The sequence below is a fragment of the Alicyclobacillus sp. ALC3 genome, from assembly GCF_028751195.1.
Taxonomy (GTDB): Bacteria; Bacillota; Bacilli; order Alicyclobacillales; family Alicyclobacillaceae; genus Alicyclobacillus_L.
Map to the genome: position 1 here is coordinate 4248624 of NZ_CP066784.1, position 24541 is coordinate 4273164.

The window sequence follows — 24541 nt, forward strand, 5'->3', positions numbered from 1 at the left end:
GTAACATAAATAGGAAACTAGTGATGGAGGGGACGATCTTTTACCACCGCGTAGCGGTTTCGTCCAAAGGATGTTATGCGCTTACATCAACTACTCGGGGATTATGTATCCTTTGTGGAATCTATGGTGTCGCTTGAACCAGCTGAAGTAAAAGCCGCAACGGTGACCTCCAGTTCTGTGCGAGCGACCGGAAAAATGGCCATCACGGGAGCGGGGATCTATGCCAGTTCACTCGAATCCAGGGATTCCATTTTGGTCAATGGAACCGTACGAGGCGGTTTCTTGGTTGCGGAGAACACGGTTCGGATTCACGAACTGGGGACTCCTTCTGGGACAGAAACCAGCGTGAAGGTATTACATGCATCCGGAAGAATAGGGGTTCGTATCCGGCACCCGAATACCCTCCTGCAGGTCGGGACAAATCGGAACCGAAATTTGGTTGAGGAATACAATGCTGTAGTCAAGGGGGAACGACATGCAAATTCGAACACTTCTCGTCGACGACTCGCCTGAGACGCTGGAGGCTTTGGCACTTTTGTATGGGTCGAACCAAGAGATCGAGGTGGTTGGGACGGTGCAAACCGCTTCTGAGGCGCTCACTTTTTTAGAGTCGACTTCCATTGATCTCATCTCCGTTGATATTCATCTTGGGGCGGATAATGGGTTTCATTTATGTTCTGAGATTCATGAGTCTTACCCGGACGTATTCGTAGCGATGTGTTCGCTGGAAGACGATGACTCCTATCGGCACATGGCGCAGCAAACGGGCGCACAATACTACATGGGAAAACCGATTACACAAGCGGACATTTGGGGTCTCGTGCATCATCTGCGAAGACGTCAAGGTGTAGATTTGGAGCACTCGGATTCGCGTGAGGATGACGTAAGAGATCTCGACTGGGTCGTTCGTTTTCTTGGGACTCGATGATAAAACGTGCTTGTATTGAACTGTGACATGAAGATACATAAAGAGAAAATTCGTGTGTCATGAAACAACCGGGTTCGGCACACAGAGGACCCGTACTTCTCTCTACGTGATTTATATAGACATTGGCTGAGTTTACCTGTACTATTAATTTAGTTCCTTGCATAACTTAGCTTCATAGGACAACTGTATATTTCGGGAAAGGCGTTCACTTACGGGTGAACTTAATAGGGAAACCGGTGCAAGTCCGGTGCGGTCCCGCCACTGTAAGGGCGAGCTGAGGTCAAAAACCACTGAGTCGAAAGACTTGGGAAGGAGACCATCGGTGTTGAACCCAAGCCAGGAGACCTGCCTTTTTCCAGCACACTGATTGAACCTACGGTCGATAGGGAGGTGTGGAGGCAGACTCTTTTTATCATTTTTATGTGTCTACCAACCACAACTCCCTTTCCAGGGAGTTTTTCTTTTGGGTGAAATTCTTTCCCGCTCGACCCTGGCCGAAAAATGAATGGTATCAGAAGGGAAGAATGCGTGTGAAAACAGCGGTGTTGCTCATTGGACACGGCAGCCGGGATGAGGAAGGGAACGAGGAATTTCTGCGGTTTGTGGACGAACTGCAATCGCACATGGCAGGGCAAACGGTGGTGGGTTGTTTTCTTGAATTTGCAGACCCGGATATACCCGCCGGGATCGAGGTGTGTATGGCGCTCGGAGCGAAGCGCATTGTGGCCGTTCCTGTGATTTTGTTGGCAGCTTCTCATGTGAAGTTGGAAATCCCCGAATTTTTGGACGAAGCCCGTCGCCGTCATCCTGAGATTGAGATTGTCTATGGGCGAAACATTGGTCTGCATGAACGGCTGCTCGACTTGCTGGTTGAACGCTTTGCCGAGGTGCAGGACGCCTGTGGGCAAGAAGGGAACACACCATCGGCCGTTGAACAAGCCGCGCCAAACGATACTGCCTTAAATGATACTGCGATCGTGCTGATGGGACGCGGCAGCAGCGATCCGGATGCAAACGGCGACGTGTACAAAATCGCCCGGATCCTGTGGGAGCGCACGGGGGTGAGTACGGTAGAAACCTGCTTTACAGGCATCACCGACCCGCGTCTTCCAGAAGGCGTATTCCGGGCGGTGCGCTTGGGGGCGAAACGAATCTTCGTGATCCCGTACTTTTTGTTCACGGGAGTTCTCATCAAACGCATGAAAAACCTCGTGAAGGAGTTGCAGCAGCAGTTTTCGCAAGTCTCCATCCAGATGTCTCCGTACTTCGGGCTTCACGACCTCTTGCGCGAAGTGGTGCTCGACCGGATCAAAGAGGCGGACCAGGAGCAGTCGCGGATGAATTGTGACTTCTGTCAGTACCGCAAAAAGTTCCAACAACAGCAGAATCACTCCGTTTCGGATGACCGACACAAACACGGCGAGCATGCACATCGCATTCCGCATCTGGACGCAGGGGAGGTGCTGGCATGAACCGGACGGGGCGAGTGTTTTTAGTTGGCGCCGGCCCGGGCGACCCGGGACTTTTGACCCTGCGCGGGAAGCAGTGCCTCGAACGTGCGGATGTCGTGCTGTACGACCGTCTCGTCTCTTCAGCCGTTCTCAGCTTGTCGCCCCCAAATGCCGAAAAACTGTACGTGGGAAAAGAGCGGGAGAACCATGCGGTTCGCCAGGACGAAATCAACGAACTGATGGTCGAACGGGCGCTCGCGGGGCAGACCGTAGTCCGGCTCAAAGGCGGCGATCCGTTCGTGTTTGGCCGCGGAGGCGAAGAGGCCGAGGTGTTGCGCCGGCAGGGTATTGAGTTCGAAGTGGTGCCAGGGGTGTCTTCCGCGATTGCGGCACCCGCCTACGCCGGCATTCCCATCACGTACCGGGAAGTGGCTACCGGGTTTCACGTGGTCACAGGTCACGAGTGTGTGGCTTCCCCAAAGACGCCGTGGCCGCTGTTTGCCGCCAAAACGCAGACCTTGGTGATTTTGATGGGGTTGTCCCATCTTACCGAGATCGTCGCGAATTTGCTCCAGCACGGCCGTTCTCCAAAAACGCCGGTTGCCTTGATCCGCTGGGGGACGACCGCGAGACAGGAAACCGTGTTCGGAACGCTGGCGGATATCGCGGGCACGGCCCAAGCAACGGGTATTGAGCCGCCGGTTGTCATTGTCGTGGGCGAAGTCGTGCACAAGGCGCAGGACCTGGCTTGGTTTAGCCCGGATGGGGCGGCTTTGGATAGTATGAGAGTTTGAGGAGGGAGCTACGTTGGCACAAAAGATTTTCATCGTGGGTTTTGGCCCGGGCCACCGGGAACACATCACGGAACGTGCGCGCCAGGCCATGGTCGAAAGCGAAGTCATTCTGGGTTACAACACATACGTCGATTTGGTGAAAGAACTTTTGACCGACCAGGTCATTGTTCGCACGGGCATGACGGAGGAGGTCAGCCGGGCGCAAAAGGCGGTCGAACTCGCGCGCGGCGGCCAAACGGTGGCGGTGGTTTCCAGCGGCGATGCCGGAGTGTACGGCATGGCGGGACTGATTTACGAGGTGCTGCTGGAGCAAGGCTGGCACCCGTCCGAACCGCCTGAGGTGGAGGTGGTGCCCGGCATTTCGGCCATTAACTCCTGCGCTTCGCTGCTCGGCGCCCCGATTATGCACGACGCGTGCACCATCAGCTTAAGCGATCACCTCACTCCCTGGGCGGTCATTGAACGCCGCCTGGAAGCGGCGGCCTCTGCCGACTTTGTGATCGCCTTGTACAACCCAAAGAGCGGCCGGAGGACCCGGCAAATTGCTGAGGCCCAGCGCATTTTGCTGAAGCACCGGTCGCCTGAGACTCCCGTTGGGCTCGTCAAGAGCGCCTACCGGGACCGTCAAACCGTGGTACGCACAGATTTAGCTCACATGCTCGATTACGAAATTGGCATGTTGACCACCGTGATTGTCGGAAATTCGGCGACGTTTATGCACGACGACCTCATGATCACGCCTCGGGGGTACCAACGTAAGTATCAGTTGGACACAGTGGAGCAGGCACTTCGCCCGGGTGAACGGCTGCATGTGGAAAACGAGCCGTGGTCGTTGCGCGCTAAGGAGACAACGGGGGCACCCATGCACTGGACGAACGACACTTTGGCACAAGCGGACGTTCGGGTGCGCGAGGTGGGCGCATCCTCTGCGCGGGACTTGGCTGAAGAGGCGCTGACATGCATTCTTGCGGCACAGGATCCTGATGCCACAGCAACCGGGCCGGAGTTCGAACCGGGGAGCGGCATGGGAGCGGCGGGCAGCCCTACGCTGCTTGAGGTGGCGTTGTCGCCAGGAGTGGCCAACAAAAAGTTCACTCCGGGCCAACTCACGGGTCTCACAGAAATCGTCGGGGAAACGGGAGAACTACAGTACACGACCGCCCACCAGCTGGTGCTGCGCGTTTTGACAACACAGCCGAAGCAACTCGTGGAACAGCTGCGACAGCTTGGGTTCTGGGTCTTTCCGGTCGGCAACGTGGTCAAGATTAAAGCTTGTGATTTTTGTGACGGGGACAAAGCGGAAGGCATCCCCTTTGCCGAGGATTTGACGACCCGCATTGGGGGCTTGCCCGTGCCCAAGGAATTGTGCATCGGCTACAACGGCTGTGCCATGTCCTGTTACGGGGCGGTCCACGAGGACATTGCCCTCGTGTTTCGCAAAGGCAAGGTGGATTTGTTTCTCGGCGGGAAGACCACGGGCCGCAATGCCCAACCGGCCCGGCGCGTGGCGGAAGGCATTCCCGCCAAAGAAGCGGTGGATTTGGTAGAGCAAATTGTGCGCGACTACCAACGCGACGCGTTCCCGGACGAACGGTTTCACAAGTATTTCAAGCGCGTGGGCAGTGTTGCAGGATTCCAGTACCAGGAAACGGCGCCGCTGCCGGCAGCGGATGCAGTGTGCGGGGTCTGAAACAAGATGAGGAGGAACGAGTCCCATGGTCTTTTTTATGGCGGGGACAAGTGACGCGCGCGACCTTGCCATCCAGTTGAAGCAGCAAGGACACTCTTTGCTGGCAAGCGTCGTGACGGAAAGTGCGGCCCGTAGCTTGCAGGAGGCTGGAATTGAAGTGCGCACAGGCCGCCTCAATGCAACGGAGATGAGCGAACTGTTGCGAACGACGGGGGCGCCGGTGTTGGTGGATGCCAGCCATCCGTTTGCGGAAGAGGCACACCGAACGGCCATGCAGGCTGCCGAATGTGAAGGGATTCCTTATGTTCGCTATGAACGGGCGCCCAAAACGTATGACCATCCGCGCGTTCTGTGGGTCGATACCTATCAAGAGGCGGCGGAGGCAGCGTGCGCCCGCCCGGGCAGCATCATGCTGACGACTGGCAGCAAAACCCTGCAGGTATTCACCCAAGTTTTACTGGGGCTTCCCGACGTCCGGCTGGTCGCGCGCTTGTTGCCAAACGTCGAGAACATGGAAAAGTGTGCGCGGCTTGGTTTGGAAGCCAAGAACATAGTCGGCATGCAAGGGCCGTTTTCAAAGGAATTCAACCAAGCGTTGTATCGACAGTACAACACTGCGTTGATGGTGACCAAGGAAAGCGGAGGTCCGGGCTCCATGGATGAAAAGGTCGAGGCCGCCCTCGACATGGGCATTGACGTGATTGTCATTCGCCGCCCAAAGCTTGCGTACGGGACTTGCTACACCACGTTTGAAGGAGTCGTCGCACAAGTGGAACGACTCACCCGGCCGAACGCCGGCGATGTCTTGTCAAAATCCGTTGAAGGATGAAGGGGAGGCGAAGGCTCTTTTTGCCCATGCGTCCATCCACGGGTAAAAGGGATCAAGCAGGTCACAATTTCTGGATTGGAGGGAGTTTGCATGGATTTTGGCACCGAATTTCAACCCCAAATCATCGAGCCGCAAAAAATTGAGGATAGAAGCTTTGAAATCATTACTGAGGAACTTGGCGAACACTCGTTCACGCCGGCACAGTTCAAAGTGGTGCAGCGGGTTATTCACGCCTCGGCAGACTTTGAATTAGGGCGGTCTCTGGTGTTTCACGAGCTCGCCGTAGATAGCGGCATTGCCGCAATCCGGTCGGGACGCACGATTGTGGCAGACGTACAAATGGTCCAGGCGGGCATCAGCAAACCGAGAATCGCAAAGTTCGGCGGAGACGTAAAGGTTTATATCTCGGACGAGGATGTGCTGGTCCAGGCGAAGCAAGAGGGCATCACGCGGGCCATCGCTGCCATTCGCAAAGCGGCCAAAGAAGCGCCAGACGGCATTTACGTGGTCGGCAACGCCCCCACTGCCTTGCTCGAAGTCATCCGGCTGGTAAAGGCTGGGCAGCTATGGCCAAGCATGGTCGTCGGGGTCCCGGTCGGATTTGTCTCGGCCGCCGAATCCAAGGCCGAACTGGAGAAATTGGACATTCCGTTCATCGCCAACCGCGGCCGCAAGGGCGGCAGTCCGGTTGCTGTGGCAGCCGTGAACGCACTCTCCTTGTTGGCTGACTCGCAATACCTGGCAAACCCGACGGGTCCGGCAGCGGCGCAGCATCCGGCCAGCCCGCAAAACGCTTAGTGTGGGGGCTGTACCATGGGGGAAATGCTCGAGGTGCCAGAAGGGCCGCTGCGCCACGGCTACACCACCGGAGCTTGTGCCACGGCCTGTACGAAGGGAGCACTGTTAAGCCTGATTGAACAAACGACCGTGGAGTCCGTCGTGATCAAAATTCCGGCAGGGGAGACAGTCCCTTTTGCCCTGCACGATGTCGCGTTTTCCGAAGTTCAGGCCTCTGCCTCCACCATCAAGGACGGCGGTGACGACCCGGACGCCACGCACGGAGCAACCATCATTGCTGCTGTATCCTGGACGGACGTCGAGGGTGAAGTGGAGATTGACGGCGGAGTGGGCGTTGGCCGCGTGACTAAACCGGGGCTGCCGATTCCCGTCGGGCTGGCTGCCATTAACCCCGTCCCGCGCAAAATGATCCGCGAAGTGGTCGAAGAGGTGCTTTGGCAGTACAACCTGACGCGGGGGGTGCGCGTGGTGATCTCCGTTCCGGCGGGCGAGGAAATCGCCAAAAAAACCTTGAACGGACGATTGGGGATTATCGGCGGGATCTCGATTCTCGGCACACGCGGGATTGTGGTGCCCTTCTCCACGTCCTCGTACAAGGCAAGTATTGCGTACGGATTGTCGGTGGCGAAGGAACAAGGGCTGCGCACCGTCGTCTTGACGACGGGCGGGCGGAGTGAAAACTACGCGATGAAAATGTATCCGGACCTGCCCATCGAGGCGTTTATCGAGATGGGGGACTTTGTCGGCTTTACGGCCAACCACGCCAAGCGTACAGAAATGCGAGAAATCCGGTTTGTCGGCATGATGGGAAAGTTTTCGAAAGTGGCTCAGGGCGTGATGATGGTGCACGCGCGCAGCGCACCCATCGACTTTGGCTTTCTCGCTAAAGTGGCGGCCGAAGTCGGAGTCCCGGCTGACCTGCGCGCACAGATTTTGGAGGCCAACACGGCCAATCAGGTTGCGGAATGGATGGTCGAATGGGGGTATCGGGAGTTTTTCGATCGCGTCAGTTGGCACTGCTGCAGACAGGTTGCGAACCAAATCGGCGGGGGGCTGCGGATTGATACGCGCTTGACCACCCTGCAGGGAGAATACTTAGGAGGAGCGGTGCTCGATGCCGAGTGAAGTCATCGTAGTTGGGATTGGCGACGACGGAGCCGTCGGACTAATGGGGGATGCGCGCACGCTCGTGGAGCAGGCGGACCTGCTCGTCGGCGGGGAGCGTCAACTGAATTTCTTCCCAAATTATATAGGAGAACAGCGCGTTATTAAAGGTAAGTTGACTGCACTTTTGGATGACTTGCAAGACCTGCCCGATACGCAGTCTGTGGTCGTGCTTGCCTCTGGGGATCCGCTGTTTTACGGAATCGGTTCTCTACTGATCAAACGTCTGGGACGCGAACGAGTACGCATTATCCCGCACCTGAGTTCCGTCCAACTGGCGTTCGCGCGCTGTGGGGAATCGTGGCAGGACGCGAGCGTCATTTCTTTGCATGGGCGTCCAATCGCAGGACTGGCTCAGCGCATTGGAAATGCGCAGACTGTGGCGCTGCTGACCGACGCAGACAATTCTCCGGCGCGCATTGCGCGCTACCTGCTGGATTTTGACATGACGGAGTATGCGATGTTTGTAGCCGAAAACCTTGGTGGACCCACGGAGCGAACTGGCCGCTACAGTCTGCAGGCAGCGGCTGGCGTGGAGTTTGCACCGCTCAATGTGGTGATTTTGCTACGGAACGAGGATGCCCCGGCGGCTTGGCCGCTTGGCATCGAGGACAGCGAGTTCTCGCAGCGCAAACCGGATCGGGGACTCATTACAAAAAAGGAGATTCGCGTCCTGAGTCTGGCGGAACTGGCGCTTCGGCCCGGCGACGTGCTATGGGACATTGGGGCCTGCACGGGATCGGTATCGATTGAGGCCGTTTTGCACACCCCCGGGCTGCAGGCGTTTGCGATTGAGAAAAACGAGGGCGATTTGGAAAATCTGCGCGAAAACCAGGTCAAGTTCCGGACGGATTTTGTCGCGGTTCACGGGAAGGCTCCAGCTGGGCTGGAAGGGTTCCCGGACCCGGACGCGGTGTTTGTTGGCGGCAGCGGCGGCGAACTGGCCGAGCTGCTGCAAGTTTGCGCAAAGCGGATGCGCCCCAGGGGGCGCATCGTGATCAATGCGGCCACCCTGGAGACGTTAACGACGGCTTCTCAAACCCTGAAACAGCTCGGTTTCGAGGTCGCGATTGCACTGGTGCAAACGGCGCGCAGCAAGCCGATTTTGAACCTTACTCGCTTTGAAGGCATGAACCCTGTGTACATTGTGACAGCCAGGCACGGGAACGAGGGGGATGAGAAGAGTGATGAATGAACAGCAAAGAACTGGTCAAGCGGCCGGTCCGGCAGACACACAGGAAGGTACGCGGTCCTGCCCTGCGCAATTGGGCCGCCTGTTTGGGGTGGGGGTCGGTCCGGGAGACCCGGAGTTGATTACCATCAAGGCGTACCGCACCCTTAAACAAGCGCCCGTGATCGCGTATCCGAAAAAGCGTTCCGGGAGCAAAAGCTACGCGCTTGAGATTGTGGAGTTGTATGTCGATGCGGCAGAAAAATCGATGCTCGGACTGGTCTTCCCGATGACCCGGGACCCGGCGGAGCTGGCAGCTAAGTGGCAGCAAACAGCAGATGACGTATGGGCGGCACTGGTTGAGGGACGGGACGTAGCCTTTGTTACCGAGGGCGACCCGATGCTGTACAGCACCTTCATCCACCTGGCGCGGATGTTGCAAGAGCAGCACCCGGATGTGGACATCCACTCCATCCCAGGGATCTCGTCGGTCAACGCCGCTGCGTCCCGGTTCGGACAGGCACTGGCGGACGGAGACGAGTCGGTGGCGATTGTGCCGGCGCGCGACGACCCAGAGGCCATGCGCCAGGTCCTGCTCTCGCACGATTGTGTGGTGTTTATCAAGGTGGCAAAAGTGCTTGACATGATGCTGGACGTGCTGGCTGAGCTGCATTTGACTCAGTGTGCGACCGTGGCGACGAAGCTGACTTCCGGGGACGAGCGCATCTGGCGCAATGTGGAAGAACTGCGCGGCAGTGAACTGAACTACTTAACACTGATGGTGGTGAGAAAATGAACTTGTTGCCCAAGGTATACATTGTAGGTGCAGGTCCTGGGGATCCCGAACTCATTACAGTCAAGGGAATGCGCATTCTGCAAACGGCCGACGTGGTGCTCTTTACCGACAGCCTGGTGCGCGACGAATTGCTCGCCATGGCGGACGTGCAGGGGGAAGTGCACCGCACGTCCGGGATGAGTTTGGAGCAAATGGTGGACATCATGGTCAGCCGTGTTCGTCAGGGCAAGAGCGTGGCGCGTGTGCACACAGGCGATCCGGCCGTCTTTGGCGCCGTTTTGGAACAACTGGCGCTGCTCAAGGCGGCAGGGGTGGAGGTTGAAATCGTGCCCGGCGTCAGTTCCGTGTTTGCCGCGGCCGCCGTGCTTGGGACGGAGCTGACGGTCCCTGACCTGACGCAAACGGTCATCCTGACGCGCGCCGAGGGCCGGACGCCGGTGCCGGAGCGAGAGAACCTGCGCGCTTTGGCCGGGCATCACTGCACCATCGCGCTTTATCTCAGTGCCACGCGCGCCAAGACGGTGGTGGACGAACTGCTGGCGGCGGGGTGGTCGGTGGATACGCCGGTCGCGGTGGTACAAAAGGCAACCTGGCCCGAGCAAAAGGTCGTGCGCACGACCTTGCACGGCTTGGTGCGGGCCATGGGCGACGCGCACATCTCAAACCACGCCATGATTCTGGCGGGATGGGCGCTCGACCCGGAATTGGCGAATCGCACCGACTTGCGCTCGAAGCTTTACGATGAAACATTCACGCACCGCTACCGCAAAGGAGTGACGACGAGTGAGTAAACCGTACGCTGTTGTGGCGATTACCAAACACGGCGTGGAGATTGCTCGTCGTTTGCAGGTTGGATTGGCGGGAATGGACGTATATTACCCGGCGAAGTTTGCCCGCGGCGATGAAACGGCCCGGGGGATTTACGCGTACGACGGTTCCGTCACCCAGTACGTCCCGGACCTGTTTGCGCACTACGAAGGGTTAATTGGCATCTTTTCCCTGGGTGCCATGGTGCGCCTGGTGGCTCCCTTGTTAAAGGATAAAAAAACCGACCCGGCCGTGGTGGTGATCGACGACCGAGCCCAACACGTCATCAGCGTGCTGTCCGGACACCTCGGTGGTGCGAATCAACTAACACAGCAGGTGGCGCATTGTCTGGGGGCGGAACCGGTCATTACGACCGCTTCGGATGTAAGCGAAACGCTGGCTGTGGACCTGCTTGGCAGGGAATTTGGCTGGGAAATTGAGAACTTTGAAAAAGTCACGGCGGTGAGCGCTGCGGTGGTGAACGAGCAGCAGGTTCACATCGTGCAGGAAGCTGGAGAGCGCAACTGGTGGCCCTATTCAAAACCGCTGCCGCCGTGGCTCCGCGTGGTTTCTTCCACCCAAGCGGCCATGCACGACCCGTTCGACGCGGCGCTGGTGATTACGCCGCGGCTGTTGACACTGCCTGAGCAAGAGCATTTTTTGACCAACGGGGTATTGTACCGGCCCAAGGTCATTGTCCTTGGAGTGGGCTGCAACCGCGGCACGAAGGCGGAGGAAATTGAGTCTGTACTGGTGCAAACGCTGCACGACCTGGGCTTGTCCGAGCGCAGCGTCCGCAACCTCGCGACCATCGATGTCAAACAGGACGAACCCGGACTGTTGGAGGTGTGCGAACGACGCGCATGGCCTCTCGTCACGTATACGGCCGCAGAGCTGAACCAGGTTTCGCCCGCCCATCCGTCGGAGACGGTGTACCGCTATGTCGGAGCATGGGGTGTGTGCGAGCCTGCGTCCAGGTTGTCTTCCGGCGCGAAAGACTGGCTGCTTGAGAAAGTCAAGTCTGGCAATGTCACCGTCTCGGTGTGCATGGTGACTGCCGATGCATAGCGGGGATGTGAGGTATTTGCGCACCAACGACACGTCAGAGGATCAGCGCCTGTTGCGACGTCCACGCTTCGTCCTTGCGGGGACCAACAGCGGCGTCGGGAAGACGACGTTCACCCTCGGTTTAATGGCCGCCCTGCAACAGCGTAGACTCAGGGTACAGGGGTACAAAGCAGGGCCGGATTACATCGATCCCAGTTACCACACCGCTGTCACAGGACGCGTTTCGCGCAACCTCGACACATGGATGCTGTCCAAAGAGGCCGTTATGGAGATTTACCTGCGAAGCAGCGCGGATGCGGACGTCAGTGTGATCGAAGGGGTCATGGGGTTTTACGATGGTAAGGACCCAAAATCTAACGCCGGCAGTACGGCGGAACTGAGCACAGTGCTGCAGGCTCCGGTCGTCTTGATTGTCAACGTCGGCCAGATGGCGCGCAGTGCGGCCGCGATCGTCAAGGGATTCCAGCGCCTGGACGAAACGGTTCACATCGCAGGTGTACTGGCCAACCATGTGGGCAGCTACAATCACTTTGAATTGGTAAAAGAGGCGATCGAGCAGGAATGTACGGTGCCGGTGTTTGGTTACCTGCCGAAGAGAACGGATATTCAGATTCCGGACCGCCATCTCGGGCTTATTCCCGCTATCGAGCGCGGTGAACTGCGTCCATTGTTCGATTCGCTTGCCGACGCGATGGAGCAAACCGTAGACTTGGACGGATTGCTGGCGGCTGCGCGAAGCGCACCAGACTTGATGGACCGTTCACCCGTTTTATTCAGGGCGCCAAAAACTGAGGTGGCAGGTGCCGGTGGTTCTCTCCATTGTCATCATGCAGATAAGCCGATCAAAATTGCGATTGCCAAGGACACCGCGTTTAACTTCTATTACCCAGAAAACCTCGAGTTGTTGGAGCATTATGGCGCACAGTTGCTCTACTTTAGTCCGCTGGCAGGTGAACTGATTCCAGACGAGGCCGACGGTCTGTACCTGGGAGGGGGATTCCCCGAAGAATTTGCCGGACGGTTGAGTGAATCTCAGACGCTGCTGGAACAGGTGCACCATCACATTGCGGAGGGTCTGCCCACGTTTGCCGAGTGCGGTGGTTATATGTTTCTTAGCCAGTCCATCACCGACCTTGGCGGTAATACCTACTCCATGGTTGGATTGGTTCCGGTGAAGGTCACGATGCAACCTCGTCTCGCAGCTCTTGGTTACCGAGAAGTCACAGCTTTAACCGAATCCATCCTATTTGAGGCGGGAGAAAAGGCACGAGGTCACGAGTTTCATTACTCCGCAGCGGAACCTGCACCGTTTGCACTAAGAAGGGATTCACCTGTAAAAAGTGACGGCACAGCCTTGACTGCGGATGGTAGTTACGGTGCCAATCCTGAAGCGGCATATCAGGTGACCGGTCGCTTTGGACACAAACCGGACGGCTTTGTTTGGAGAAACATGGTCGCCGGGTATACGCATTTGCACTTTGCATCGAACCCGCGTATGGCCCGCCGTTTTGTTGCGTCTTGCCGGGATTACCGAGAGAATGGTGGCTCAGTCCCGTCGACACCCGGGAACGAAGGGAACGAGGTCTCAGACCGACACGGAGGTACGTATGATTAAACGGTTCAGTTTCTTTAGGCAGAGCAAGATGATTGGCGTCTTTGGATTTCTATTGCTTATGAACCTTCTGGCTTGGGTGTTCGTGATACGGGCTGGACATCGGGATTCCCTCCTCGTCTCTCTAGGTACATTGGCGTATGTGTTTGGCCTGCGCCACGCAGTCGATGCGGACCATATTGCCGCGATTGATAATACGACGCGTAAACTCATGCAGACAGGCAAACGCTCATTAACGGTTGGATTGTACTTCTCGCTCGGGCACTCTTCCATTGTTTTTCTGCTTACGCTGTTGGTGGTACTGTCCGTACATTCGGTGCAAGCCACTTTACCGCAATTGGAACACGTGGGCAGTGTGCTCGGCAACACCATCTCTGGAGGTTTTCTCTATCTGATGGCTACCCTGAATTTCGTTATTTTTCTGCAGATGTTTCGCGGGCGACATGAAGAGGTCAGTCTTGATGGATTGGTCGCGAAGCGGGGACTGCTCAATCGACTGTTCCGTCGCGTATTTCGTTTGATCGAGCACAGTTGGCAGATGTATTTTGTCGGTCTGTTGTTTGGACTGGGTTTTGAAACGGCCTCGGAGGTCACGCTGCTCGGGGTCTCTTCGAGTGCGAGCGCTCATGGTACCCCCATGGCAGAGGTTCTGTTGCTGCCACTGTTATTTGCCGCCGGTATGAGTTTGATAGATACACTGGACGGCGTATTTATGACTTACGCATACGGTTGGGCCTTTCAGAATCCGGTTCGAAAACTTTCGTACAATTTATGGGTGACGGGTGTATCCGTGTTGCTCGCGTTTGGTATCGGTTCGATGGAATGGCTCCAGGTATTCGGGCACCTGTCGCAGCAGAACGGAGGACTATGGTCCTGGCTCGATGGAGTGGACTTTGGAACACTTGGCTATGGCATGATCGCACTACTCTCACTGATTTGGGGTGGGGCGATTCTGTGGGCGTTTCTTCGCCGCGGACACAACGGCACTCCGGTGTCCATCGATTTTGGAGACAAAGAGGTGTAGCGATGACTGAACCAAAAAATCGAGAGGAGCAGTGGACGGAGGGAAACTGCTGGCGAGAGCCCGCGGGGCATCACGGACCCAGCCGCAATCCTGACGGAGCGTCAGGACGTGAAGATAAGCAGGGGTTCGGGAATGACCCGTCCATCTACCCGGCTTCGCTGCGTCTTCGGGGACGTCCATGCACCGTGATTGGCGGAGGTGTGGTCGCGGTTCGGAAAGTCGAGTCCCTGCTCGCCGCCGGGGCGAGAGTCCGGGTGATTAGTCCGGTCGCACAAGAGCGGCTGCTCGAACTGGCGGAACGTGGCGCGATTGATTACGAAGCACGGTCCTATTTGCCGGGTGATGCCGCCCGCGGTTTCTTGGTGGTGGCGGCCACGAATCAACGGGAGGTAAACCGACAAATCACGGCGGAGGCAGAGCGGCACGAGCGATTTGTGAATGTGGTGGATGACCCGGACGGTTGTTCCTTGCAGGTACCGGCCAGTTTCACCATGGGGCATCTGAGTGTTGCCGTTTCCACGCATGGCCGGGACCCCAAGGCCGCCAAGCGCTTAAGAGATGTTTTGGCGCAAGACCTCACGCAAGGGTCTAGCGTCTTTCCAAAGGCCGTTCGAGCGTGGCTTGAGTCACAACCAGACATAGGGAGTGGGAGATTTACGTCGTCCGCATGGGGTGACGAGGAACACGAAACGGTTCCCCCGAAGGAGCGTTTACGTATGTTTAGCCCGAATGTGCTGGGACAGCGCCCGGCTGTCCGTGCATTCCGGGATTTAACCTGCGTCAGTTTGACCTCTCACCATACGTTGGTTGCGGCCTGTGAGGCGTTGGCGGGAATTGGGCAACTGCCCATGGATACTGTACGTGCCAGACCAGAGGTGGTCGGGCACTTTGCACTCAGGGTCCCCTTGTTGGAAGTGATCGCGGCGGGGGCGACACCGTTTTTGATGATCCATAATCTTGGAGTTCCTCGCGGCGCATATAGTGACGCCATCTTGGTAGGGATGTATGACTTGGCCGCCACCGTCGGGCTCACAAACCCCGATTCCTTTAATGGCAGCACAGAAGACAATGTCACAGTCGAGCAGACGGGAGTAGGGGTCACGGTCATTGGCAGCACAACGAACCCGCGGTTACAATTGGCAACCTCGCAACCGGGACACCTCCTGGTGTTGGCGGGGTTGCCGAAAAGTGCCCCCAAAGTGGATGTCCGAATGGATGATCCAGAGATTGTGAGTGTTGCAGATGTACAATGGCTGCGCCGACAGCCGGGTGTATTCGATATCGTCCCGGTAGGTTCCCGCGGCATTCGCTATGAGGGAAAGGAAGTGGCCAAGAGCGCCCGACTTTCAGTGGAATGGGCTTCAGTCCCCATCGATCTCGATGTCTCTGGCGGTCCAAGCACATGTGTGCTTTTTGCCGTCCTGCCTGACAGACTACTTGATATTGCACAAACCATGCAGGCGCCAGTCACGGTAATTGGGTGTCTTCGTGGGGAACCGAGGGGGAGACATGGATGACGAGCGAACGGAACGGAAATGCACCTTGGCGCATCGAACGAAATGGGATGAACCCCATTCCGGTTGACGAGCAAACTGGGCGACCCAGTGAGTTGTTTTGGATTTGGTTTGCGGCGAATCTTGGACTTTTAGGACTATTGTATGGAGCGATTTTAGTCAACTATCATTTAAATTTTATCCAGGCGTTGCTAGCCGCTGTTCTGTCGGCGCTATCGTTTTTGATTGTGGGCGTGCTGAGTGTTTCTGGCCGTAACAGTGGGCTGCCCATGTTCGCCGTATCTCGACGGGTATTTGGGCGTTTGGGTAATCTGCCTTTGGTCTTCATCAGTTGGGTGAACCTATTGGGGTGGGAATCCGTCACGGCCATCACGGCAACCTTGTCACTGACGGCGTTGCTGCAGACATGGTTCGGGTTTCCTTCTGGGATATTGGCGACGAGTGTCAGTTTGCTGATGTTCCTGTTGCTGACGGGGTCATTTGGTTTGCTGGGACACGCGACGCTCGTCATCGTGCAGCGTTTGGCGGCTTGGGTACTCGGGGGATTTACCGCGGTAATCGGGGTGTTTTTGTTAGCCGCGTCGAATTGGTCTACCGTATTTCAACAACCTCCCTCTGACTGGATAGGGAATTTCCTCCCTGCAGTTTCGATTTTGGTGGCCGGGACAGGGATCAGTTGGGTGAACGTGGCGGCAGATTACAGTCGCTATCAGTCACGTAGATACTCGAGATCTGCACTCATCTCCGCCGTGACGCTCGGAGCCGGGATCCCATTAGTAAGCCTGATTCTGATAGGTTTTTTAGTATCGGTTGGGCATCCCAAGATTGCATCATCGGCGAATCCGGTCCTGGCCTTGGGGCAGAGACTGCCACCGTGGCTGATGGTCCCATATTTAGTGACAGTGGTTGGAGGCTTGGCTGCGGAGACGGATCTTAGTCTGTATTCATCCGGTCTGAATCTGCTCGTGCTTGGTGTGCGCGTAGCCAGGTACAAGACGATTTTCATGGATGCCCTCGTCATGCTGGGTGTGACGAGCTATTTTCTGTTCGGACATGCCTCTTTGCTGGGGGCTCTCGAGTCCTTTTTAACCGCCATGGGCCTCGCTCTGGCGGCCTGGGCGGGTGTTTTCGTGGTGGCCCCATTATATAGACATGCAAACGAGCAGGCTTCGAAAGAGAAACAGGCGTTTCTTGCAGGCACGCCATTTTTTCACTGGCAGTCCGTCGCAAGTTGGATTGTGGGAGTGATGACAGGCATGCTTTTCTCAAATTTTGGCGTCTATGTGGGTCCATTGGCGAAAGGTCCGTTTTATCAATCCGGGCTGGGTGTCTGTCTTGCATTCTTGGTGAGTCTGATGTCGAATTGGGTTTTGTCTCTTCGGCCAAAGCGACAAGCTCTCTTCGATAACGATTTGTAGGACATCGCCGGACTCCGATTCGAACAGACCGCGCTGTGATGGACGCAGGTCCGCGAGTATACGGAACCTCAGCATCATGGAAAAGGGTGAGTGGCATGCGAAGTTTGATGATTGTGGGGACTGCATCGAGCGTCGGCAAGAGCATTGTGTGCACGGGGCTCTGTCGAATATTTTACCAGGACGGAGTTTCGGTGGCCCCTTTTAAAGCGCAGAACATGTCTCTGAATTCTGCGGTGACTCCGTCGGGGTGTGAAATTGGGAGAGCCCAGGCGGCACAGGCAGAGGCGGCAGGGATCCGACCGAATGAACACATGAATCCCGTTCTTCTAAAACCTACTGGAAATCAGCGAACTCAGATTGTGCTTCAAGGACGTGTTCACGATACCGTATCGGCCCGACACTATTTTCGGAGTTATAAAGAAACCTTATGGCAGGCGGTGGTCGAGTCGTATCAATTTCTCGCGACACGTCATGACGTAATTGTGATGGAGGGGGCGGGAAGTCCCGTTGAAATGAACTTGAAGGAAAGGGATATTGCAAACCTGCGGGCAGCCGAAATGGCGGACGCAGTGGTGGTTCTCGTGGCCGACGTGGATCGTGGGGGTGTCTTTGCTTCGGTCGTGGGTACGCTGCAGTTAATGACCTCGGAAGAACGAAGGCGGTTAAAGGGGATTCTTATCAACCGTTTTCGAGGCGATCCTGAACTGTTTCAAGATGGAGAGCAATGGCTGGAACAATATACTGGCCTCCCGGTTCTTGGCGTCATTCCTTACATTTCAAATATCGGCATTGACGAGGAAGATTCGATGGCCTTTGAATCGGAGCGCTATCGAGGAGCGCATTCAAACTTGCGAAAAGATTCCACTTTTGTCGGGCCACCACAGATCCGGGTGGCCGTCGTAAGACTCCCGCATATTGCAAATTTTACAGATTTTGATCCCCTGTTTCTTGAGCCCGATGTGGAGGCGTTTTTTACAACGGAGCCAGTAGCTTTACAGAGGGCCGACGCGATCATCCTGCCGGGAACGAAGAGTACCATGTCGGACCTCATTTGGCTATTCGAGTACGGGCTTGCTGCCGTGATTCAGCAAGTAAGCCAGATGGGGCGGACGATTCTCGGAATCTGCGGAGGTTATCAAATGCTGGGCCAGCGTGTTTTCGATCCATGGCATCAGGAAGACGAAAGGCACAGTGAATGTGAAGGCATTGGAATATTTTCCTACGAGACTACCATTGCACAAGAAAAGGAAACGATCTTGGTTGAAGGGGATCTGCTGGCTCCTTTCACGGGCGTAAGCGTAAGCGGGTATGAGATCCACATGGGGAAAACAACAGGACTCGAACAGGGTCACGCTTTTGCACGTGTCAGTGCATCCATTGGGGGACCATCTCAAGATCATGCACGGATAGAAGGTGCCGTCTCGGATGATGGACGTATCGTCGGAACGTATCTACACGGCATTTTTCACAACGATGAGTTTCGGACCCGTTGGCTCAATCAAATACGACAGAGCAAAGGCTTGCCACCCAAGGACGATAAGGTCGTCATCCAGAATTCGCGAGAGGACGCGTATGATCGTCTGGCGGATGTAGTTCGAAGCCATTTGAATTTAGCTCGCGTTTACGAATTACTCACTCGTGAAGAGTGAATCGAGTGCCCTTGATTAGACAATGTTGCGGTGAATAACGGAGGACAGATATGAAAATTCACCTTCTACGTCATGGTGAAACGAATTGGAATCGCAATAAACGCCTGCAAGGCCAGAGAGATGTACCCATAAACGATACAGGGAAGCGACAAATTGAGCAGTTTTGCCAACAAACCCGCCAGGATTACACGTTGATTGTCACCAGCCCGCTACGGAGAGCGGTTGAGTCCGCTGAGATTTGTTCCAGGTGGTTTGCACTTCCGAGCGTTGTGGAACCTGCCTTTGCAGAGAGGACTTTTGGGGACCTTGAGGGGATGTGCAAGGATGACATCTGTCGGAAGTTTCTCATTGAGGATGTAGAGGCACTCGAAGCGACTCATAGCGTCGAATCACGAACCGATTTTCAAGCCCGGCTCGAGCTTGGGTTGGAGCGGCTTCGTAGCCATTACCCGAGTGAACGTATTTTACTCGTCACACATGGAAGCGTGATTCGCCTACTTCTGGACAGGATGTCCCCGAATTATAGAGGGCCATGTGCAGGGAAGACAAGGTTGAGTCCATCTTTCGGAGTCGTATCGAATGGGTGCGAGGTAGTGATGGATATATCCTGAGGAACAAGAGGTTTTTAACGTTTGGTCCGACACAGAGGTCGTCTCGACGGAAAACGATAACCACGAGAGAGGGATCAAAGAGACGTTTGGGCGCCAGGGTCGTTCGATTCAGACATTGGATTGCAGGTTCGGATGAGAAGGTCATTTCGATTCTGATTCCATCACCGTATCCTTGCCTCCATCATCGACCAAATCCTTCACTTAGACTGGCGTGACCGTGATGACTAAAGTTTTCCAGATGGTGTCGCGAGTTGCCCAAATTTGAGGATGCATGCGGGGTATGTCGGAAAACGAGGTAAGGAATTGTCCACGATGGGAGGAATGAAAAATGAGAATTTATACGCGCGGTGGGGATAAAGGCAAGACAGCCTTGATTGGTGGAAAGCGAAGATTCAAACACGACACACGCATTGAAGCCTATGGATCGATTGACGAAGCAGGAGCATTTGTAGGCTTAGCGATTGCGGAGTTGGACACACACCGTGACGCAGACATCATGGATCTGCTTTTCCGTGTTCAACAGACGTTGTGGGACGTAGGCGCAGATGTGGCCGCCGCACCCGGAGCGATCCATGCGTTTCGCACCCCTGAGACTGCTGCAGGGGATCTTGAGCCAGAAATTGATAGGTACAAAGAAGAATCGGATGTCATCAAAAAGTTTATATTGCGGGGCGGCTGTCGAGCGTCTGCAAACCTACATGTGGCCTGTACGGTAGTCCGAAGAGCGGAACGCCGACTGGTGGAATTGATGCAGGTTGAGGAGATCCATCTGCCAACACTCAAATACCTCAATCGATTGTCTGACCTACTTTTTGTACTTGCCCGGGCGGTAAACACTCGAAATCATAGGAGCGACGTCTTCTATGAGCACAGTCCAAATGTTTTTCGAGAGTAAGGAGGGATGGATTCGGGGGCTTTGTCCGATGGTTCCATCCATAGTTTGACTGAGCAAGGTCCGGTGCAGTTCGGTGAGAGAACGACCTGGGGACCGAATCGGATCGCAAAAAGCGTACGAGACAATGAAACTTTCGCATTCGTTGCACGAAACTGAAACAGAGAGGGAAGATGAGTTTGGCGATTACGTTCGTGCTTGGCGGCGCGCGTAGCGGCAAGAGTGCCTTTGCCGAGCACTTCGCGTCGAAAGTCTCGAAAAGCTCCGTTGGTGAACCACGTTCCGTCGTCTACCTGGCTACTGCAAAGGTACTCGATGATGAAATGAAAGAACGCATTGCTATCCATCAGGCCGACCGGCCCCGCGATTGGACGACCATCGAAGAGGCGCTAGACCCGCAAAACATATTGCAAAAACTGAGCCAACGGCCGGTGCCGCCCGTTATTCTGATCGATTGTCTGTCCCTGTTATTGAGTAACTGGATGTTTGCACATTGTGACGTTCAGGCTCAAATCGAGTCGTTTCTTGCAGCGTCACTAGAATACCCTGCGCCGCTTATTGTCGTCAGCAATGAGGTGGGGTCTGGTATTGTCCCGGCCGATGCTCTGACGCGAAAGTATCGGGACTGGCTGGGGTGGTTCAATCAGTCTGTGGCCAGAGTAGCAAAGTCTGTTTTGCTCGTGGTGGCCGGGGTTCCAGTCGACTTGCGAAAGCTGGAAGCCAAGTGGTGAGCCACGTCGTGGTCGTCATCCTGGCCCTGGTCGTCGATACAGCAGTTGGCGACCCACAGTGGCTCCCGCATCCAGTCATCTTCATGGGCCGCTGGACTTCCTTCTGGGAGAAGAAGTGGAACCGCCCGCCGTATCAGGAACGTTCAAGCCGCCGCCTGTTCCTGGGTCTTGCCTTGGCTGCATCTACGGTCGGGTTGTCCTGGTTGATTCCGTTCGCACTGTTGCTGTGGTTCTATCACTGGCTGCCGGTCATCGCAGTCCTTCTGAATATCTGGTTCATCTCGACCACGATTGCGTGGAAGAGTCTTATGGACGCTGGTCGTACCGTTCATACAGCTTTAACCAAGCAAGGGCTTCTCGCGGCCCGACGGGAGGTGGGTAAGATTGTGGGTCGGGATACCGACCACCTGAATGACGTAGAAGTGGTACGGGCGACGGTAGAGACCTTGGCTGAAAATATCGTCGATGCGATTGTCTCTCCCGTTCTCTTTGGGCTCATCGGTGGTGCACCGCTTGCGATGGCTTATCGCGCTGTGAATACACTGGATTCGATGGTTGGCTACAAAAATGAACGCTATCAGTTTTTTGGCCGAGTTTCAGCAAGACTGGACGATGTTGTCAACTACCTGCCAGCCAGGCTGACGGTGCTCTTACTATTTGCTGCAATTGGGCTGGCTCACCTTTCCGTTCGACAGGCTTGGTTGGCCCTCCGCCGCGACGCAAGGCATCACCCGAGTCCGAACTCTGGAATTCCGGAAGCCATGGTAGCAGGAGCATTGTCGGTACAACTCGGGGGTACGAATGTGTATCACGGGGTGGCATCGCAACGAGCAACCATGGGTGAAGCTCGACGCCCGCTCGTTTTGAACGATATTTTGCTGGCACTCCGGCTGGTGAACCTTGTGTCGTTATCCATGTTGGTCATTTTGTGTGTGATGGCGGGAGGACTGGTTCTGTGGCAGGATGGATTCAGGTTGTAAACGACAGGATTACAGCCGTGCTGAGGCAAGCGCTTCTCGCGGCACAGTTTTTAACCACCTTTCCACTCCCAAATCTTTCGTACGTCTCTGAAGCGGAGATTCGTCTCAGCAGCATGTTCTTTCCGTTGGTTGGAGTCGTCCTTGGCATCATCTTATGGGCAATGGAGTTTCTTTTGCGCCTGGTGTTCCCCAACCTCGTCAGCACCAGTATTGCACTCACCCTCTATACCCTCCTGACGGGTGCATTGCATTTGGATGGGCTAATGGATACGGCGGACGCGCTTGGCAGTCGAAAGCCTCGAGAACGTGCGCTTGAGATTATGAAGGACAGTCGCGTCGGTGCCATGGGAGTCGTGGCGGCCGTCATCGTTTACAGTGGGAAACTGGCCGTCTTAAGTGCGCTTCCCGTGAGCGCCGTCGGAGTCATTGTCATTCCTCCTGTACTCTCGCGGTTCACGATGGTGCTGGCGATGAGGCTGTCACCGTCTGCGCGAGGAAAGGAAGGATTAGCGGGTCTGTTTGCGCAAAGAATCCCGCGCTCGGCCCTATGGACAGCAGCCATGGTCTCGATTATTTTTTCGCTCGCCTGGAGCCCTGTTTGGCTAGGAGTTGTGATGTGGGTGGGGAGTGTTCTGGTGGCCATTCTCACAACGATCTTTTTCAGTCGGCGGTTCGGAGGCATGACCGGGGATACTTATGGGGCGTTGAACGAGATTATGGAGTGGTTCGGGTGGATACTGGGATTCGGGCTATTCCTGCATCCATGAAACGGGGGATCTCATCGTGGAGGACTTGCACCCAACGGGGACGAGAAATAAAAGAAATTCATCGGCTCCTGATTCACACAGGTTCGATCACGGAGGGCAGGTTCACCGCTACGCCGCCTTACATGGGAGGAATTGGAATGACGTGATTGATTTTAGTGCCAATATTAACCCGCTCGGCCCACCTGTTTCTGTGATGAACGCTCTACAAGGCAGCTTGGCCTTGATTCGTCACTACCCAGACCCGAATCATACCGAGGTAAGGGAAGTTTTGGCACAGCACTTTGGGGTCCATCCTTCACAGGTTTTATGCGGCAACGGCGCGAGTGAGGTGATTGACCTTCTCTTGCAGTCCTTGAAACCGACACGGGTCGTGGTTCTCGAACCGGCGTTTTCGGAGTACCGGAGAGCGGCAGAGCGCCACGGCATACAGGTTCTCTCCATGTCTCTCCTTGGTCCGTGGAATTCGTCCGCTCCATCGTTCCAACTCCCGCTTGATGAGTTGGAACTCGTTTTGCACAGTGGTGACCTTGTCTTCCTGAATAATCCACACAACCCGACCGGTACCTGTGTGAAAGCCCGCGATTGGATAACCCAAGCACATGCGTGGCAGGAGCGGGGAGTCCAAGTGGTTGTCGATGAGTCGTTTCTGGACTTCGTGCCCGATGAGACCGACTATACAGTGATTCCTCACGCGGTGCAGTCTGAATCCTTATTCATCATTCGTTCGGCAACCAAGTTCTACGCCTTGCCCGGATTACGCTTTGGTTTTGCAATTGGCTCTTCTTCGCATTTTCATCGGATTGAACGCCTTCGTGATGGTTGGAGTGTCAATCAACTCGCTCAGATTGCCGCTGCAGAGGCTTACAAGGACAACGGGTTCCAAAAAGATACCTGGGGGTGGCTACATGCGGAGCAGGAGCACGTACGGCGACTCTGGACGAAAGTCCCAGCCGGACGCCCTGCGGTCGCAACGGTTACGTTGCATATGGGACAGGTAAACTTTTTCTTACTTCAATTTCATCATCCTGAAATAGGGCATCTTGTCGAACAACACCTGCAGGGTCGAGGCATGTTGATTCGCCATTGTGCCAGCTTTGTCGGTCTGGAGTCAGGGTTTTATCGGCTTGCCATCCGTACGGCAGCCGAAAATCTCGTTCTGCATCAGGCCGTCATGTCCTACTTCGAGACACTCAAGTGACCAGTTTCGTTCAAGCTTAACAATCTGAATTGCACATGTAGCGACCCTGCGAGGACGGTAGTAATGGCAGCGTGTTGAGGTTGGTAGTCCCGAAACCTGCCAAGCGGTACCTTGTGCAGGAAGCTCAGCCACAACCCAATTACGGCGCCGTGTGTGACCACACAGATATGACCGTCCGGGTGCTGAAGCACAATTTTCCAAAGGGCCCGGTTAAACCGTTTGACGGCCGTGGAACGCCATTCTCCACCAGGGAACGCGAAATCGTCTGTAGAGGAATCCAAGGCCTTATCCATAATCGATTGAAATTGCTCGTAGGCTTGAAAAGAAGAGGCGCCTTCAAATTCACCTAGGTGCAGCTCTTTCAATTCGTCCTGCAGTTGAATGGATGGAAAGTGCTTGTTTTCCGTTGCAATGAGAGTCGCAGTTTCCCTTGCCCTTACCAAAGGACTCGTATAAATGGCTTCAAATTTCACCGATTTGAGCCGCTGGGCTAGGGCTCTTGCCTGTTCCATGCCCGTCGTACCCAGTGAAACGTCGGTCATACCAATCATCTGATAGCGCAGGTTTTCGTCCGTCGCTGCGTGCCGAATCAACCATACAAGGGCCATGTACGCTACTCACGCCTTTCATGGCAGCAAATGTGAACCAT

At 55.6% G+C, this 24541-nt stretch carries 23 protein-coding genes, 1 pseudogene and 1 riboswitch; of the genes and pseudogenes, 23 read left to right on the forward strand and 1 reads right to left on the reverse strand.

What is annotated here, in order from left to right; genetic code table 11:
• Window positions 1–75 precede the first annotated feature (75 nt).
• The 23 genes and pseudogenes from JC200_RS19775 to JC200_RS19880 all read left to right on the forward strand — a co-directional run bounded on the left by JC200_RS19775 (window position 76) and on the right by JC200_RS19880 (window position 23892).
• Window positions 76–513, forward strand: a complete 438-nt coding sequence (locus JC200_RS19775; RefSeq protein WP_274433420.1) for a hypothetical protein — start codon at window positions 76–78, stop codon at window positions 511–513.
• Entirely contained in the window at window positions 476–928 is a 453-nt protein-coding gene (locus tag JC200_RS19780; RefSeq protein WP_274433421.1) for a response regulator transcription factor, read from the forward strand. Before JC200_RS19775 ends, JC200_RS19780 begins: the two co-directional genes overlap by 38 nt.
• Window positions 929–1110: 182 nt before the next feature.
• Window positions 1111–1295: riboswitch (cobalamin riboswitch) on the forward strand.
• A gap of 157 nt (window positions 1296–1452) precedes the next feature.
• Window positions 1453–2400 carry a sirohydrochlorin chelatase gene (locus JC200_RS19785; protein ID WP_274433422.1) on the forward strand — a complete coding sequence of 316 codons (948 nt, stop codon included), beginning with the start codon at window positions 1453–1455 and terminating at the stop codon, window positions 2398–2400.
• Complete coding sequence (gene cobA, locus JC200_RS19790) at window positions 2397–3173, forward strand: uroporphyrinogen-III C-methyltransferase (RefSeq protein WP_274433423.1); 777 nt, start codon at window positions 2397–2399, stop codon at window positions 3171–3173. The genes JC200_RS19785 and cobA overlap by 4 nt, the downstream gene beginning before the upstream one ends.
• Window positions 3174–3186: 13 nt before the next feature.
• On the forward strand, window positions 3187–4863 hold the full coding sequence (gene cobJ, locus JC200_RS19795) for a precorrin-3B C(17)-methyltransferase (protein ID WP_274433425.1): 1677 nt from the start codon (window positions 3187–3189) through the stop codon (window positions 4861–4863).
• A gap of 25 nt (window positions 4864–4888) precedes the next feature.
• Window positions 4889–5692 (forward strand): precorrin-6A reductase, encoded by an 804-nt coding sequence (gene cobK, locus JC200_RS19800; RefSeq protein WP_274433426.1) that lies wholly within the window; start codon window positions 4889–4891, stop codon window positions 5690–5692.
• A gap of 90 nt (window positions 5693–5782) precedes the next feature.
• A pseudogene (locus JC200_RS19805) lies at window positions 5783–6421 on the forward strand (precorrin-8X methylmutase); the annotation flags it as partial.
• A gap of 93 nt (window positions 6422–6514) precedes the next feature.
• Window positions 6515–7615, forward strand: coding sequence for a cobalt-precorrin-5B (C(1))-methyltransferase (locus JC200_RS19810; RefSeq protein ID WP_274436604.1), 1101 nt, complete (start codon window positions 6515–6517; stop codon window positions 7613–7615).
• Window positions 7605–8849, forward strand: a complete 1245-nt coding sequence (gene cbiE / locus JC200_RS19815; protein WP_274433428.1) for a precorrin-6y C5,15-methyltransferase (decarboxylating) subunit CbiE — start codon at window positions 7605–7607, stop codon at window positions 8847–8849. The genes JC200_RS19810 and cbiE overlap by 11 nt, the downstream gene beginning before the upstream one ends.
• The gene (gene cobI, locus JC200_RS19820; protein ID WP_274436605.1) at window positions 8842–9621 is read left to right on the forward strand and encodes a precorrin-2 C(20)-methyltransferase; all 780 of its coding nucleotides are present in this window, start codon (window positions 8842–8844) and stop codon (window positions 9619–9621) included. Before cbiE ends, cobI begins: the two co-directional genes overlap by 8 nt.
• The gene (cobM, locus tag JC200_RS19825) at window positions 9618–10412 is read left to right on the forward strand and encodes a precorrin-4 C(11)-methyltransferase (RefSeq protein ID WP_274433429.1); all 795 of its coding nucleotides are present in this window, start codon (window positions 9618–9620) and stop codon (window positions 10410–10412) included. Before cobI ends, cobM begins: the two co-directional genes overlap by 4 nt.
• Window positions 10405–11496: a cobalt-precorrin 5A hydrolase gene (locus JC200_RS19830; RefSeq protein WP_274433430.1), complete on the forward strand. Its 1092-nt coding sequence runs from the start codon at window positions 10405–10407 to the stop codon at window positions 11494–11496. Before cobM ends, JC200_RS19830 begins: the two co-directional genes overlap by 8 nt.
• Before the next feature lie 16 nt (window positions 11497–11512).
• A complete protein-coding gene (locus JC200_RS19835) occupies window positions 11513–13111 on the forward strand; it encodes a cobyrinic acid a,c-diamide synthase CobB (RefSeq protein WP_274433431.1) in 1599 nt (532 codons plus the stop codon).
• Window positions 13104–14132 carry a HoxN/HupN/NixA family nickel/cobalt transporter gene (locus tag JC200_RS19840; RefSeq protein ID WP_274433432.1) on the forward strand — a complete coding sequence of 343 codons (1029 nt, stop codon included), beginning with the start codon at window positions 13104–13106 and terminating at the stop codon, window positions 14130–14132. The genes JC200_RS19835 and JC200_RS19840 overlap by 8 nt, the downstream gene beginning before the upstream one ends.
• A 2-nt stretch (window positions 14133–14134) precedes the next feature.
• Entirely contained in the window at window positions 14135–15649 is a 1515-nt protein-coding gene (locus tag JC200_RS19845) for a precorrin-2 dehydrogenase/sirohydrochlorin ferrochelatase family protein (RefSeq protein WP_274433433.1), read from the forward strand.
• Window positions 15646–17064, forward strand: coding sequence for a purine-cytosine permease family protein (locus JC200_RS19850; protein WP_274433435.1), 1419 nt, complete (start codon window positions 15646–15648; stop codon window positions 17062–17064). Before JC200_RS19845 ends, JC200_RS19850 begins: the two co-directional genes overlap by 4 nt.
• A 107-nt stretch (window positions 17065–17171) precedes the next feature.
• Complete coding sequence (locus JC200_RS19855; protein WP_274436606.1) at window positions 17172–18713, forward strand: cobyric acid synthase; 1542 nt, start codon at window positions 17172–17174, stop codon at window positions 18711–18713.
• A 50-nt stretch (window positions 18714–18763) separates the two neighbouring features.
• A complete protein-coding gene (locus JC200_RS24535; RefSeq protein ID WP_443111841.1) occupies window positions 18764–19324 on the forward strand; it encodes a histidine phosphatase family protein in 561 nt (186 codons plus the stop codon).
• Between the two features lie 328 nt (window positions 19325–19652).
• Window positions 19653–20219: a cob(I)yrinic acid a,c-diamide adenosyltransferase gene (locus JC200_RS19860; protein ID WP_206652151.1), complete on the forward strand. Its 567-nt coding sequence runs from the start codon at window positions 19653–19655 to the stop codon at window positions 20217–20219.
• Window positions 20220–20395: 176 nt separating this feature from the next.
• Complete coding sequence (gene cobU / locus JC200_RS19865; protein WP_443111842.1) at window positions 20396–20947, forward strand: bifunctional adenosylcobinamide kinase/adenosylcobinamide-phosphate guanylyltransferase; 552 nt, start codon at window positions 20396–20398, stop codon at window positions 20945–20947.
• Window positions 20944–21927 carry an adenosylcobinamide-phosphate synthase CbiB gene (cbiB, locus tag JC200_RS19870; RefSeq protein WP_274433437.1) on the forward strand — a complete coding sequence of 328 codons (984 nt, stop codon included), beginning with the start codon at window positions 20944–20946 and terminating at the stop codon, window positions 21925–21927. Before cobU ends, cbiB begins: the two co-directional genes overlap by 4 nt.
• Entirely contained in the window at window positions 21903–22694 is a 792-nt protein-coding gene (cobS, locus tag JC200_RS19875; RefSeq protein ID WP_274433439.1) for an adenosylcobinamide-GDP ribazoletransferase, read from the forward strand. The genes cbiB and cobS overlap by 25 nt, the downstream gene beginning before the upstream one ends.
• Before the next feature lie 142 nt (window positions 22695–22836).
• A complete protein-coding gene (locus JC200_RS19880; RefSeq protein ID WP_274433440.1) occupies window positions 22837–23892 on the forward strand; it encodes a pyridoxal phosphate-dependent aminotransferase in 1056 nt (351 codons plus the stop codon).
• Here the strand turns inward: JC200_RS19880 and JC200_RS19885 are convergent.
• Window positions 23871–24500, reverse strand: coding sequence for a histidine phosphatase family protein (locus tag JC200_RS19885; RefSeq protein WP_274433441.1), 630 nt, complete (start codon window positions 24498–24500; stop codon window positions 23871–23873). The two genes, JC200_RS19880 and JC200_RS19885, sit on opposite strands and share 22 nt — an antisense overlap.
• Between the last annotated feature and the right edge of the window lie 41 nt (window positions 24501–24541).